Here is a 12,731-nt window from a genome sequence, read left to right on the forward strand (position 1 = left end):
CGGACGGGTCGCACCGCTCGGCTTCTGCCGCCTCGCTTCCGGGTCGCAACCGGAGGCGGGACGTTTTTGTCTAAGATCCTCAGATCATACGACTTTTCAGCGGGGAAACCCCTCAGAACGGTGCGGGAGAGGGACAGAATGGACGGGGGATGTAAGAGCCGCGACCGGCTGCGCGTCGAGGTCCCCGGCGCCGAAGTCCTCCTCGCGCGCTGGTTTGACGCCGGTCGCAACGTCGGCAGCCTCGCCGCGCGGACGCTGCAACTGCTCGACGCTTACGGCCCCTCGATCACGACCGAGGCCGTCGCGGAGATGATCGCACGCGGCACCCACGACCCCGGTGCCCTGGCGATCCTCTGTGAGCAGCGCCGTCGAGGTCCCGTCGGACCGCCCGCTGCGATCCACTTCGGCGATCACGTCCGTGAGCGCGACGTGATCCCACACGACCTTGGAGATTACGATGAGTGATCTGCACGAGGGCCTGTCGCGCCTCGGTCTTCGCGTGCCAAAAGAGGCCCTGGACGCGCTGCTCATCCATGCCCAGAAGAGCAAGCTTTCCCCCACCGAGCTTCTCGAGGGGCTGGCCGCCATCGAGCAGCGCGAGCGCGAAGCCCGCAACCTGGCGCGGCGCGCAAAACACGCAAAGCTGGGATCACCCAAGGGCCTCGATCGATTCGACTGGAACCACCCCCGGGCCATCGATCGCGAGCTTTACGAGCACCTCTACTCCACGCTCGAGTTTCTGCGCCGAGGTGAGAATGTGCTCTTCCGCGGCCCGGCGGGCGTCGGCAAGACCACGCTCTCCCAGAACCTCGGCCTGCGCGCGCTCGCGTGTGGCCATACGGTCCTGTTCTCCACGCTTCCGGCGGCGCTCGCCGATCTGATGCGCCAGGAGTCGCTCCCAGCCGTCGAGCGGCGTCTCCGCCGCTACACATCCTTGGATCTGTTGATCCTCGACGAGCTCGGTTATGTGCCCTGCGACGCTCGCGCCGCGGATCTCTTCTTCCACATCGTCAGCCGTCGCCACGAGCACAAGCCGATCGTGCTCACGACCAATCTCGCCTACAAGCAGTGGACGTCGGTCTTCAAGGATGCTTCCTGCCTCGACGCCCTCGTCGACCGCTTCGCCCAGCACTGTCATACGCTCGACATCGACGCCGATTCCTGGCGTCAGAAGTCCTCTCTCCGCCGCTCCCCCAGCCGCTCCCCGCTGCCTCGCACCGACAACGGCTGACGCGTCCACCACCTCCCGCCGCGGGGGCAGGCTGGTCCGCTACCGCGGCCTCGTGTCCGTGGCCGCCTGCGCTCGCCGCGCCCGGCTCGATCTCGTGGCTCAGGAGATCGACAAATTCTACGGATCACGATGGCCGGCTACAGGCGCTTGCTGAAGCCGTTGCAGAGCCGGGTGAAGCGGCGGATGTGCATCTGGATCGTAAGGTTCTGCCGCTCGATGTGGCTCGTGCTGGCGCGCTTCATGTCGGGTACGCCGAAGACGGGCATCTTCGTGATGAAGGGGTCTCACGGCGGCTCGTAGCGGTGATCGTCGTCCTTGCGGGCCTTGCGGTTGTAGCGCTTGATGACCTGGGCGTAGTCGGCCGAGCCCGGGAACGACGCGCCGACCGCGGCGACGTACGGCGCCCAGCCGTCGCTGTAGAGCTGCGGGACGCTCACCAGTCAAGCCCGGAGGTCCTTGATGAACGCGCTGGTGTTCTCCTCGTCGCGCTTGCCGACGCGGTAGGCGATCACGAGCTTCGCCGCGTTCGCCATGCCGACGAAGGTGTATGCCTCACCCACGTCGGGCGAGTCGGCCGGCTGAAAGCGCGCCTGCTTCTTCTGCACGTACGACCAGATTTCGTCGACCTGGACCGTGCGGCAGTCGACGTCGCGCACGAGTCGATTGTGCAGCCGCTCGCAGCCTTCGCCCACGCGGAGGAGCAGCGACAGAATCGCCGGCTGGCTCACGCTGGTTAGCCTCGACGTGGGCCGGATGCCCGCGCCTTCAACGAGATGTGCGACGACCTCGACGCGCTTCGCCATGGGCAGCACGTGTGCCATGCAGGGGCTTGCCTCTCTCCCTCGGCCGGCCCATGCTGCGCCTTGCGACGAGCGCTCTGCGGGCCACACACAGGGTGTGTTGCAGCCCTGTCTCCGGGTTCCAGCCGGGGGCAGGGCGCTTTGCTAAGTACCCTGCAAGATAGCACTAAACGACTTGTTTTCTCGGCGTTTCGGTGTGGCTCGAACAGTGGATGTCCTAGCCCGCATGCGCGATTACAGCCTGTTGACGGCGTTTTCGCGTCGTGGGTCGCGAGCGCCAGCGGCCCGCGCGGTGCGCGTGGTAGGGTCGCGGCATGCGCGTACGGCTCATCCTGGAGAACGGCGGTCGCGCCATCACCAAGCGGCTGCACCTCTCGGAAGTGCCCGCCGTGGGCTCTTTCGTCCTTGCGGAGCGCGCGGGGATGGTGGTGAGCGTGGAGCGCGTCGCCTAGTGCGGCGAGGTGGACGTCTGCCTGCGAGAGGATGGCGACGACCTGTCCATGCAGGTCATCCCGGAGGCGCACCTGGCGCACATCGAGCTCATGAAGCGGGACGGGTGTGATATGGAGGAAGAGACGGTGCTACGCGTTGAACTCGGGCATGTAATCGACCGACAGGACGACGAAGTGACCATTGCTCAAAATTGAGCAGTACCCTGCGCTCGGTGAGGTTAGCGAGCGCGGAGATGGGCCTCAAACCAGTCGCGCACCTGCTCCCAGGTCTTATCCCCAGCGGCGATCTCGTCCTGCATGTCGCGGAGCCGCTTGAAATCGGCTCGCATCAAATACATGCCGTTTACGCCTGCCTGCTGGTAGAACGCGCGACCCGGCAACTGACCGGCGGCATCGCCTAGCAGGCCCGCGTTGAAGCTGAGAGCGAAGAACAGCGCCGCGACCTCTTCCGTAACCGTGGGCGCAAAGCCGGCTAGATTCTCCGACTCGTCGATGCATCTGCGGAGGTCTGCACTGGACGGGTACTTATCCCATGGAGACTTCGACCGGGACTCGGCCTGGTCGCAGAGATCATGCAACTCCTCGAGTTCCAGCATCCATGCGCGCTATCTCATTTTCGGATCGCGCCGGTCAAGCTCGTCGAAGAACTCCTGCCACTCCGGAGGTGCAGCGGCGAACATGGCATCTAGGCGAGCGATCGCGGCGTGGTTGCGCGGACGACGTCGTTCAGGGGAGTCCTCCACAGCGCTAGTCGCACTGTCCCGTCGTTGGCCTGTGGCCGCCGTCCTCGTGCTGCCGTCCATGATCTACCTCTTGGCTAGTGTCTACAACTGCATATACGTCACGACGTATCAAAAATCCACTTGCGCTAGCGCCATCGAGCGAACCCAAGTAGGTGGGCCTCTTGGCACGGGTCGTGCCCAGTCTACGCATACGCGTACACTGTTACTGTACGGTGTGCCGTACAGGGGCATGCCGGAGCGGTCTGCCCGACCGCCTCACGGCGCGCCACATGACAGTCCTGTCATGGATCAAGATCTGACCACCCTTTCGGCGTCCAGTCGTCAAGGTTGCGGCGGGCCGGTTGGTCAAAATTGACCACTACCAGCGCGCCCGCCCGCGACCGCAACGCGTCCTGGTCCCCTCGCGAGCGCGCTCGACCGCGACCACAACGCGTCCTGGTCCCCTCACGAGCGCGCTCGCCCACGACCACAACGCGTCCTGGTCCCCTCACGAGCGCGCTCGCCCACGACCACAACGCGTCCTGGTCCCCCCGCGAGCGCGCTCGCCCACGACCACAACGCGTCCTGGTCCCCTCGCGAGCGCGCTCGCCCACGACCACAACGCGTCCTGGTCCATCGCGAGCGCGCTCGCCCACGACCACAACGCGTCCTGGTCCGCGGAGATGGATCTTATGAAGATTGCTTGACTTTTTATGACAACGTGAGCCGAATCACAGTTTCAGGCACGACTCACGCCGGATCGGCCAGGGGCTCATCTTCCGCTTCCGCTTCCGGCGGCGCGGCAGGCTCGGCTTGCGTCTCGGGGACATCGCTGGCGCCGCTGTTCGAGCCCACCGGCCGCGATTGCCACGCCGCGAGCGGCTCGAGCAGCGCCGCGCTGACCTCCTCGCTGCCGGGCACGTCCGGGTCCGCGTGCGCGGCGACGCGGGTCGCATAGTCGCGAAGCCCGGCGAGCGTGGCCATGAACGCGGCGCGCACGTCGCCGGTCGGAGCGCTCTCGGGCTTCGGCGCGGTGATGTGCAGGGCCCGGCCGTAGGCCTCGTGCGCCTCCTCCAGGTGCGCGAGGAACCCCTCGCCGCCGAGCTTCTTGAACGTCCTGTCGTGCCGCGCGCCGCGGAGCGCGTCGAGGCGCGCCTTCGACTCCTTCCATTCGAGCTTGTACGGGAGCCGGGTGAACGAGAGGCCGTCCGGGTAAAGGATCTTGAAGAGATCCTTCGCCTCATCGAGGCTCGGGTTCCGCTCCGGCGGGAGCTTGCACCAGCCTCCGAGCCAGTCGAACGTCGCGCTCCACGCGCCGTCGAGGAGACGATCGGCCTTCGGCTTTGTCTTCGTCTCCACCGGGTCGCCCCCCTGCGGCCGGGTGAGCGCCTCGAGCGTGGCGACCGCGGCGACCAGGCGCCCTTTCGAGCGCCCGATCGCCTCCGGGAGCTTCTTCGGCTTGAGCCGCCGCTCCCTGGCGTCAGCCACCGTGATGAGCTCCGTGGCGAGCACGACCGACTCGGCGGCGTTGAGGCGCGGGAGCGCGACGAGATCCTGGGAGGTGAATGAACGGGCCATGGTGAACTCCTTCCCTGAAACGGCACAATCGTTTGCGCCGGGAAGGCGCGCCATGGCAAGAACGGAGCCACGCGCGACACCTCGGGTTTCGCGCTCTCCAATGCCCCGTGCATGCCTCTGACCAGGCCTGGACCGACCTGGACCGGCCTGTCTTGGCCGGCCAGACCAGGCCGGCCTGGCCGCGCACAGGCCAGCGCGCAAGTCGCCACGAGCGCGACGCGCCGAGCTCTCCAGGCCTCCGGAGACCGCGCTCCCCAGGCGCGGCCCTTCCCCCCTTCAGAACGTGGCGTCGAGCTGGAGGCGACCGACGTGGCGGCCCTCGGAGGCGTCTTTGCCGAAGATGTAGAAATAGTCGCCCTGGAGCTTCAGGGCATAGCCGTTCAGGTAGTAGTTGAGCCCGCCGCCGACCTGCTTTCCCTGCGTGTCGACGAGCTCGACGAGCTTCGGATCGGTGCCGCGCTCGGCGAAGATCTGGTCCCATCGCGCGGCGACCTCGACCCGCTCGGTCAGCAGGAAGCCCGACTGGACGAAGTAGCCGTAGCCCGACCGGGTCCACTGCCGCGCGGGCGCGCCGTCGATCTCACCCTCGAAGGAGTCCCTCTCGGCGTGGCGCGCGACCGCCTCGGCCGAGAGCGAGAAGCCGGCGTACTTGAAGACGAGATCGGCCGCGCCATGCAGGTAGTCGGCCGCGCCGAGCGAGAGCGTCGTGCCGTAGGTGCTGTTCTGGCGGTTCGTCTGGTGGTTGTAGGCGCCCGCGACGCCGATCGCGAGCCGGGGCCTCGCCTCGCGCGAGAGGTCGCCCTCCTGGTCGTCGTCGAAGGCGCCGAACGGGCGGAACGAGAGCCGCGCGGCCAACAGCGGGCCGTGCTTCTGGCCGCCGAAGCGGTTGCGCCCCTCGCCGCCGCCCACGAAGAGATTGTAGGAGATCCGGCCTCCGAGGCCGAAGAGATCGGGCGACGAGAGCATCAGACCGACGTCGCGATCGAGGGTCAGCTCGCGGACGGCGATCTGGCGATCGACGAGCTGGAGCGTGAACTCCCGCGTGGTCCGCGCCCGGTCGAACGGGACGAAGAACTGGCCGACTCGCACGTTGAGATCGCGGATCCCCGTGTACTCGACGAAGGCGTCGAAGACCGGAGAGGCGCTGTCCTTCTCGAAATCGTTGCCGCCAAAGGCGAGCTGCACGTTGTACTTCAGGTCGGGCGAGACGACATGACCGCTCGTCGTGAGGCGCACCGTCTTGATGTTGATCTCGTTTGTGTCGTCCTCCGCCGTGTGCGTGAGGGTCTCGCGGATCTGCACGCGGGCCCGGATCGTGGACGAGAAGCTGTCATCCGCCGCCCTGACGGTGAAGCCCTTTCCGGGGGCCGCCGTCACCTTGACGCCGCCGCCCTTGTCCTTCGCCTCCCGCTTCTGCCCGGCAGCCGCCTCCTTCTCGGCGGCCGCCCGGCGCTCCGCGGCGAGGCGCTCCTCCAGCGCGCGCTGCTGCTGCTCGAGCTCCGCGACCCGGCGACTCAGCTGCTCGACAGCAGCCGCCGCGCCGGCCTCCTGCGCCGCCGGAGGCGCCGGCGCAGCCGCCTGTGCCGGTGGCGGCGCCGAGGGCTCCTGAGCCGACGCCTGGAAGGGGAGCGCGGCGGCGAAGAGCGAGAGCGCTGCCGCCGCGCGGACCGTGTGCGACTTCGTTCGGTTGATCGATTTCAAGCGTCTTTATCCTCGGATCAGACCCTCTGCTGCGCGTCCAGCCGGCACAGGCCGCCGGCGCGAAGGCGCACCACGCCCTCGCAGGCGGCGGACCCTCGCTCCCAGGCCTGCGCTTCACGCCACACGCGCAGACACCGGACAGCAGCCACGAGCGCCCCGCTGGGATCAGCGACGCCAGCAGGGAGCCACCGTGTCCTTGTCCAATATAACGGACGGTCGAGGCTGTCAAGACATCCTGAAGATGGCACTAGCAGCGCCAAAACGCAGGAATGTACGCGCCAACACCTGCTTCAAACATCCGTCATGCCGGACACCGAGGACCGTCTCCGGCAGCGCTCGCCGGCAGTCGCCGGGCGCGGCGGTGGAGGGCGGCGCCGGGGCGGCGCGGACGCCGGATCGCGCGAAAGAGTTCCAACCGACCGCGGGGCCACTAAGATGGCCCCGACCACGCACGAGGCGCTCCGATCGGCGCCCCGTCGCGGCGCGTAGAGAGCTCATGAGCCAGAACCCGGACCGCAGCGATCCGCTCCACATCGCCGGCAGCCTGATCGCCGACAAGTACAGGATCGAGCAAGCCGTCGGCGAAGGCGGCTTCAGCGTCGTCTACAGGGCCGAGCACATCATCTGGAAGCAGCCCGTCGCCCTCAAGTGCTTCACGCTCCTCGCGGACGCGCCGGCCGAGCAGCGCGAGCAGCTGCTCCAGGCGTTCATCCAGGAGGGCAAGCTCATGGCAGAGCTCTCCAGCCGATCGGCCGCCATCGTCCAGGCGCGCGACATCGGCACGTTCAACGCGCCCGACGGGCAATGGCTGCCCTACATGGTCCTCGAGTGGCTCGACGGTAAGCCGCTCGACCGGGTCCTCCACGAGGAGACGACCCAGGACGCGCCGCCGCGCGATCTGTACGCGATGGTCGCGCTGCTCGAGTCGGCGGCGATCGCGCTCGAGCTCGTGCACTCGCGGAGCATCGCGCACCGCGACATCAAGCCGGCGAACCTGTTCGTCATCGGCCCGCCGCGCGACGCCTCCACCTTCGTGAAGGTGCTCGATTTCGGCATCGCCAAGGTGATGGCCGAGCACGCGGCGGCGGCGACGGCGCTCGCCCACACCGGCAAGGACATCACCGCGTTCACCCCGAGCTACGGCGCCCCCGAGCAGTTCAGCCGCACCCACGGGGCGACCGGGCCCTGGACCGACGTGTTCGCGATGGCGCTCATCATGGTCGAGGTGATGCTGGGCGGAGCGCCGGCGCTGCAAGGCGACGACTATCTCCAGCTCGCCGTCGCGAGCCGCGATCCGTCGCGCCGGCCGACCCCGCGGACCCTGGGGCTCACGGTCAGCGACGAGGTCGAGGCGGTCTTCGCGAAGGCGCTCGCCGTCGCGCCGGCGGAACGCTTCCCCACCATGGGCCGCTTCTGGGCGGCGCTGCACCAGGCCGTCTTCCCCGACAATCCGGGCTGGGCGCTCGCCACGGGCGGCGGCTCGCTCGCGCCCCCCTCCGGGGCGACGGCGGCCCGCGGCTCCGCCCCGCGGATGTCCTGGCCGCAGATCGCGCCGACCATGGCGGCGCCCTCCACGGCGCCGGGGTCCCTGCGCGCGGCCACGTCGCCGACGGTCGCCGCGGTCGGCCCGAGCACCACGAGCGGCACCGCGAACGACGCGTCGACGCAGCGGTCGTCGGCGACGGCGGCGCCGAGGTCGAGGGGCGCGCTGGCGCTCGGCGGCGGCGCGATCGCGCTCGCGGCCGGCGGCGCGATCGCCTGGAGCCTGCTCCGCTCCGAGCCGCCCGCGCCGGAGGCGTCGCGCATCGATCCGGTCGCCACCGCGTCCGCCGCGGCGGCCCCGACGGCGAGCGCCGCGGCCGCGCCGGCGGCGCTGCCCGCGCGGCGGACCGAGTGCCCTTCCGGCATGGTGCTGGTCCCGGGCGGCAAGTTCTTCATGGGCTCCGACGAGCCGGCGTTCAAGCTGTGGCAGCCGGCGCACAAGGTGACGCTCGACACGTTCTGCATCGACATCCACGAGGTGACCGCGGGCGACTACAAGGCGTGCTCGGACAAGGGGGAGTGCAAGCGGCCGCCGTCCACGCCCGACTTCCCGAGAGCGGACGGGGTGTCCGACGCCGAGCACGAGAAGACGCTCACGGCCCTCGCCGAGCTCTGCACCTTCGGCAAGCCCGAGCTCGAGAAGCACCCGATCAACTGCGTGCCGTGGAGCCTCGCGGACGCCTACTGCGACGTCCACGGCAAGCGCCTGCCGACCGAGGCCGAGTGGGAGTACGCGGCGCGCGGCTCCGACGGGCGCAAGTTCCCCTGGGGCGACGCGCCCGGCGATCGGACCTTCATGAACGCGTGCGGCACCGAGTGCACGGCGTGGGAGAAGGCGCGCGGGCTCACGCCGAGCACGCGCATGTACGAGGGCGACGACGGCTTCTTCGGCACGGCGCCGGTCGGCTCGTTCCCGAAGGGCAAGACGAGGTTCGGCGCCGACGACGTCGTCGGCAACGTCTGGGAGTGGACCGCCGACTGGTTCGAGACCTACAAGGACGAGGAGCAGGTGAACCCGAAGGGGGCGCCGGCCGGCGATCGCAAGGCGATCCGGGGCGGCGGCTACAACGGCGGCGTCTCGCTCTGGCTCAACCCGGCGTTCCGCTACCACCAGCTCGCGACGGCGAGCGCGCCGGGCATCGGCCTCCGCTGCGTGACGAACCTGTAGGCGAACCCGCCGTGCCGGTCCCCGCCTCGCAGCTCGCGAACCCCTCGATCGCCGGCCCGCTCGGCACGCTCGCGTTCTCGCAGGTCCGGCCCCTGAGCTCGTCGCTCGCGCTGCGCGCGATCCGCTGGCACCAGAGCCTGGAGCGGCTCGGGGTGGTGCTGCCGTTCGCGCTGGTGCACGACGCGGGCCTGCTCTTCTCGACGCCGCGCGAGCAGATCGAGATCGGCCCGCGCTGCGACGCGAGGGAGCTCGCGGGCCGGCTCCGCGACGCCGAGCGCATCCTGGACGGGTACCGGGCGGTGCTCCGGGAGCTCGCCGAGAGCGAGGCCTCGCGCTGCGCGGCGCAGCTCCGGATGAGCGACGACCTCGTGACGGTGGTGCTCTCGCGGCTCTTCAGCGCGGTCGCGGCGCGCACCCACGCGGCGCCGGCCTACCGCGCGATGCTCCCCGCGGACGCGGCGCTGTTCGACGGGATCGAGCCGCAGCTCCGCGGCCTGTTCCTGTCGGCGCGGCGCGAGTTCGAGCAGCGGGCGCTGGAGGCGCTCGAGGTCTCGCGGCTCTACGTGCTCACGATGTCGGACGCGCTCGACATCGAGACGCTGCGCCTGTTCGGCATGCTGGGCTCGGAGGCGTCGGCCGGGGCGCTCGCCCAGGTCGACCTGCTCGCGGCGCTCTCGTCGCCCGAGGCGAACGACATCGTGAACTTCTCGCTGGAGATCTTGCCGAGCGTGCTCGAGACGAAGACGCGCCCGGCGGCGGGCACGACGGCGGCGCACGGCTACTCGGGGCTCGGGACGCGCGGCTCGATCGACAGCATGGTGCTGACGGAGCTCGCCTGGGACGACGTGGAGCTCGCGCGCCGGATCGCGGACAACGAGGTGCTCTATTTCGCCCGGGAGCAGAGCCGGGACGAGCAGCGGCGCATCCACTATCTGCTCATCGACGCGTCGGCCTCGATGCGCGGCGACCGCCAGACGTTCGCCCGCGGGATGGCGATCGCCACGGGCAAGCGGCTGCTGCTCGAGGGCGAGGACGTGGCGTTCCGCTTCTTCGACGCGCGCCTCTACGAGCTCCACCGCGCGAAGAACGGCCAGCTCCCCACGGCGCACCTGCTGTCGTTCAAGGGGGAGCGCGGCAGGAACCCGGCGCGCGTGTTCGCCGAGCTCGCGACGGACCTCGATCTGACGCGGCACCACGACCCGCGCACGCCGGTCGTGCACCTCTTCACGCACGCGGCGCTCTACATCCCGCGGGAGATGGTGCAGGCGGTGCTCCATCACGCGCACATCTCGGCGGTGTTCATGCTGCCTTCCGGGGGGCAGCTCGACCTCGAGTACCTGGACCTCCTGGACGCACACTGGGTGGTCGACCACGCGACGGTGGCGAGCGGGGCGGCGAGGACGAGCGCGGCCAAGGCGATCCTCGGGGAGAAAGACCGGCAGGACCGGCCCGAGGAGGGAGGCCCCGCCGCGCGGCGCCCGGGGGCCCCGCCGAGCTAGGTTCCACGAGACGTGGTGCTTGCCGGCGCTGTTCCGGCTCTACCGCAGCGAGGAGCTGTGCGAGCGGCAGCGGCGCGCGCATCGCCGCACCACCGAGCTTGCCCTCCTCTCCGCGGAGCGCGACGACAGCGGACGCGATCGCGAGAGCGTCGCCCGCCGACCACCCGGCCGCAATCGGCGCGGGCTAGCTGCTAGCCTTCACCGCACATGGACGTCGTCTCGCTCTGCCCGCTCCGCGTGTCCAGTGTGCCCTGGCAGCCACGCCCGGGCGCGCACGCGCTCACCGTGGTGTGCAAAGCCACTTACGAGCTTCATCCAGGGACATCGGCGCTCGCCGCCGAGCAGGAACCGCCGTGGGAGGACGACGTCTACAGGGACGACGATCCCTCGCGGATACGCGCTGCGAACGATCTCGCGCCGTTCAAGCGGAGGGTTGACGTCCTCGTGGTCGGGCACACGCACGCGCCTCGTGGACCCTCTACGCACGCGGCCGTGGCGCGGCTCGTCGTTGGACGACTCGAGAAGGCGGTCGAGGTTCGCGCGGAGCGGGCGGAAGCAGACCTGCTCGGACTCGGCCCGATCGCGCCGAAACGATCCGCGCGTACCGCGATGCTCGGGCGCCACGCTGCGACATGGGATCATCGGGCGTGGAACACGCAGCCGCTGCCCGAGGACGTGGACGGCGCGTTCTTCAACGCGGCCTCCATGGATCAGCAGCTCCCGGAGCTCGCGGGCGACGAACCGATGGTGATCGAGCTCCTGCACCCGAGACATGCGCGCCTGGCGACGCGCCTCTCGCGCGTCGTGCCCAGGGCGCTCGTGCAGCGAAAGAACACGGCCCCGCAGGAGCTGCGGCTGCGCTGCGACACGCTGACCATCGACGCCGATCGAGGGCTGGCGATGCTGGTCTGGCGCGGCGTGGTGGTGCTCGCGCACGCCGGGGAGGACGGGCGCGTAGCCGTGACGGCGGAGAGCGACGACGAGGAAGCGTGCTCGACGCTGTCCCTGGCCGCGCCGGCGCCGCCGTTCCTCATGGGCAAGCTAGGCGCAGAAGGCGGGGACGCGGTCGTCTCCGGTGCTTCCACCGAGCCCTCGAGCGAGGGGGTCGCCATGACGATGATGCCGCTTCAAGCGCAGCGAAGCGCGAGACCGGCGCTCCCTTTTGTGCCAGCAAGCCTCGACGACGCATCCGTGAGCCCTGACGAGGAACGGCATGCATCCCGGGCACCGTGGCCGACCGACAGCGAGGAGGACGCGGGCACGGGCACGACCTTCTTGCGGTATGCGGACGTCCAGACGACGCTCGAGCCAGTGATGCCGTTCCGGCAGGAGCTACCGCGCGCGACGGAGACTCCTGCCTCACCGCTGGATGACCACGCGCGCGGCGCGCTCGGCCCCGTGGCGCGCGCGCACGTCGACGTACCTCCGCCGGCCATGGTCGAAGAGATACAGGCAGCTGCAGGTCGGGTCGTGAAGAAGCCGCCGATGCTCGGACCCTTGGCGGGGGCCGAGGTGGCGGTCCTCGCGAGCAAACCAGGCGTCGCGGTCGCAGAGAGACCTGCCTCCGAGGCGCCTGCGGCGGCGCCTGAACCGACGCAGGTGGAGCTCTCGATCGAGCAGTGCGCAGCGATCGCAGCAGAGATCGCCGAGGGACGCGCGGAGCGCGCCGGGGTGCTGGAGGCACATGGACTCGGCGAGCGCGCGTGGCGCGAGAACGAGCGGCGGTGGCGCGCGGCGATCGCGGAGGAGGCCGGAGCCGGAAAGCAGGCGCTGCGCAGGGCGTACGACGACGCCTACCTGGCGCGCGTCGAGGCCTTTCGCGGGCCGATCACGATGGAAGAGTACCTGCGGATCGTCGTGGGCCTCGAGAGAGGGAAGGCGGACGCAGCGCTGGATGCGCTGCGGATCCAGAGGCCAGCGCTGATGCCCATCGTGCGGTGCTGGACGAGGAGAGTGGCGGAGGACACGAGGATGGCGGGCAAGGCGCCAGACGCGCTACGAGCGGCGAGAATGGGCTGAGCGGCGTCTCGATGGAGTG

General features: G+C 69.8%; 10 protein-coding genes and 1 pseudogene. 7 read left to right on the plus strand and 4 right to left on the minus strand.

Annotation, left to right across the window (positions count from 1 at the left end; translation table 11 throughout):
* The first annotated feature begins 66 nt into the window (after positions 1 to 66).
* Positions 67 to 465, plus strand: a complete 399-nt coding sequence (locus WME75_RS31870; protein ID WP_437478978.1) for a hypothetical protein — start codon at positions 67 to 69, stop codon at positions 463 to 465.
* Positions 458 to 1,231 carry an IS21-like element helper ATPase IstB gene (gene istB, locus WME75_RS31875; protein ID WP_437478979.1) on the plus strand — a complete coding sequence of 258 codons (774 nt, stop codon included), beginning with the start codon at positions 458 to 460 and terminating at the stop codon, positions 1,229 to 1,231. Before WME75_RS31870 ends, istB begins: the two co-directional genes overlap by 8 nt.
* 140 nt (positions 1,232 to 1,371) lie before the next feature.
* Here istB and WME75_RS31880 read toward each other — a convergent pair.
* Positions 1,372 to 2,052 (minus strand): annotated as a pseudogene (locus tag WME75_RS31880) (IS1 family transposase); the annotation flags it as partial.
* A 293-nt stretch (positions 2,053 to 2,345) separates the two neighbouring features.
* On the opposite strand from WME75_RS31880, the gene WME75_RS31885 reads away from it, so the two are divergent.
* Together WME75_RS31885 and WME75_RS31890 are read left to right on the plus strand one after the other, a co-directional pair.
* Positions 2,346 to 2,483 (plus strand): hypothetical protein, encoded by a 138-nt coding sequence (locus tag WME75_RS31885; protein WP_437478980.1) that lies wholly within the window; start codon positions 2,346 to 2,348, stop codon positions 2,481 to 2,483.
* Positions 2,484 to 2,492: 9 nt separating this feature from the next.
* Complete coding sequence (locus WME75_RS31890) at positions 2,493 to 2,678, plus strand: hypothetical protein (RefSeq protein ID WP_437478981.1); 186 nt, start codon at positions 2,493 to 2,495, stop codon at positions 2,676 to 2,678.
* Positions 2,679 to 2,701: 23 nt separating this feature from the next.
* Here the strand turns inward: WME75_RS31890 and WME75_RS31895 are convergent, their stop codons facing one another.
* The 3 genes from WME75_RS31895 to WME75_RS31905 form a co-directional block, all read right to left on the minus strand.
* Positions 2,702 to 3,079 carry a hypothetical protein gene (locus WME75_RS31895; RefSeq protein WP_437478982.1) on the minus strand — a complete coding sequence of 126 codons (378 nt, stop codon included), beginning with the start codon at positions 3,077 to 3,079 and terminating at the stop codon, positions 2,702 to 2,704.
* Positions 3,080 to 3,955: 876 nt separating this feature from the next.
* Positions 3,956 to 4,783 carry a hypothetical protein gene (locus tag WME75_RS31900; RefSeq protein WP_437478983.1) on the minus strand — a complete coding sequence of 276 codons (828 nt, stop codon included), beginning with the start codon at positions 4,781 to 4,783 and terminating at the stop codon, positions 3,956 to 3,958.
* 276 nt (positions 4,784 to 5,059) lie between these two features.
* Positions 5,060 to 6,484, minus strand: coding sequence for a porin (locus WME75_RS31905; protein WP_437478984.1), 1,425 nt, complete (start codon positions 6,482 to 6,484; stop codon positions 5,060 to 5,062).
* A gap of 496 nt (positions 6,485 to 6,980) precedes the next feature.
* Between WME75_RS31905 and WME75_RS31910 the strand changes: the two genes are divergently transcribed.
* From WME75_RS31910 to WME75_RS31920, 3 genes are all read left to right on the plus strand, one after another.
* Entirely contained in the window at positions 6,981 to 9,194 is a 2,214-nt protein-coding gene (locus tag WME75_RS31910) for an SUMF1/EgtB/PvdO family nonheme iron enzyme (RefSeq protein ID WP_437478985.1), read from the plus strand.
* 11 nt (positions 9,195 to 9,205) lie between these two features.
* Complete coding sequence (locus tag WME75_RS31915) at positions 9,206 to 10,693, plus strand: hypothetical protein (protein WP_437478986.1); 1,488 nt, start codon at positions 9,206 to 9,208, stop codon at positions 10,691 to 10,693.
* Between the two features lie 207 nt (positions 10,694 to 10,900).
* On the plus strand, positions 10,901 to 12,712 hold the full coding sequence (locus WME75_RS31920; protein ID WP_437478987.1) for a DUF2169 domain-containing protein: 1,812 nt from the start codon (positions 10,901 to 10,903) through the stop codon (positions 12,710 to 12,712).
* Positions 12,713 to 12,731: the final 19 nt, after the last annotated feature.

Source organism: Sorangium sp. So ce1014, assembly GCF_051521505.1.
Taxonomy (GTDB): domain Bacteria; phylum Myxococcota_A; class Polyangia; order Polyangiales; family Polyangiaceae; genus Sorangium.

Coding starts and splice junctions, on each gene's coding strand:
- istB (WP_437478979.1), top strand. CDS start 458: ATGAGTGATCTGCACGAGGGCCTGTCGCGCCTCGGTCTTCGCGTGCCA.
- WME75_RS31885 (WP_437478980.1), top strand. CDS start 2,346: ATGCGCGTACGGCTCATCCTGGAGAACGGCGGTCGCGCCATCACCAAG.
- WME75_RS31895 (WP_437478982.1), bottom strand. CDS start 3,079: ATGCTGGAACTCGAGGAGTTGCATGATCTCTGCGACCAGGCCGAGTCC.
- WME75_RS31900 (WP_437478983.1), bottom strand. CDS start 4,783: ATGGCCCGTTCATTCACCTCCCAGGATCTCGTCGCGCTCCCGCGCCTC.
- WME75_RS31910 (WP_437478985.1), top strand. CDS start 6,981: ATGAGCCAGAACCCGGACCGCAGCGATCCGCTCCACATCGCCGGCAGC.
- WME75_RS31920 (WP_437478987.1), top strand. CDS start 10,901: ATGGACGTCGTCTCGCTCTGCCCGCTCCGCGTGTCCAGTGTGCCCTGG.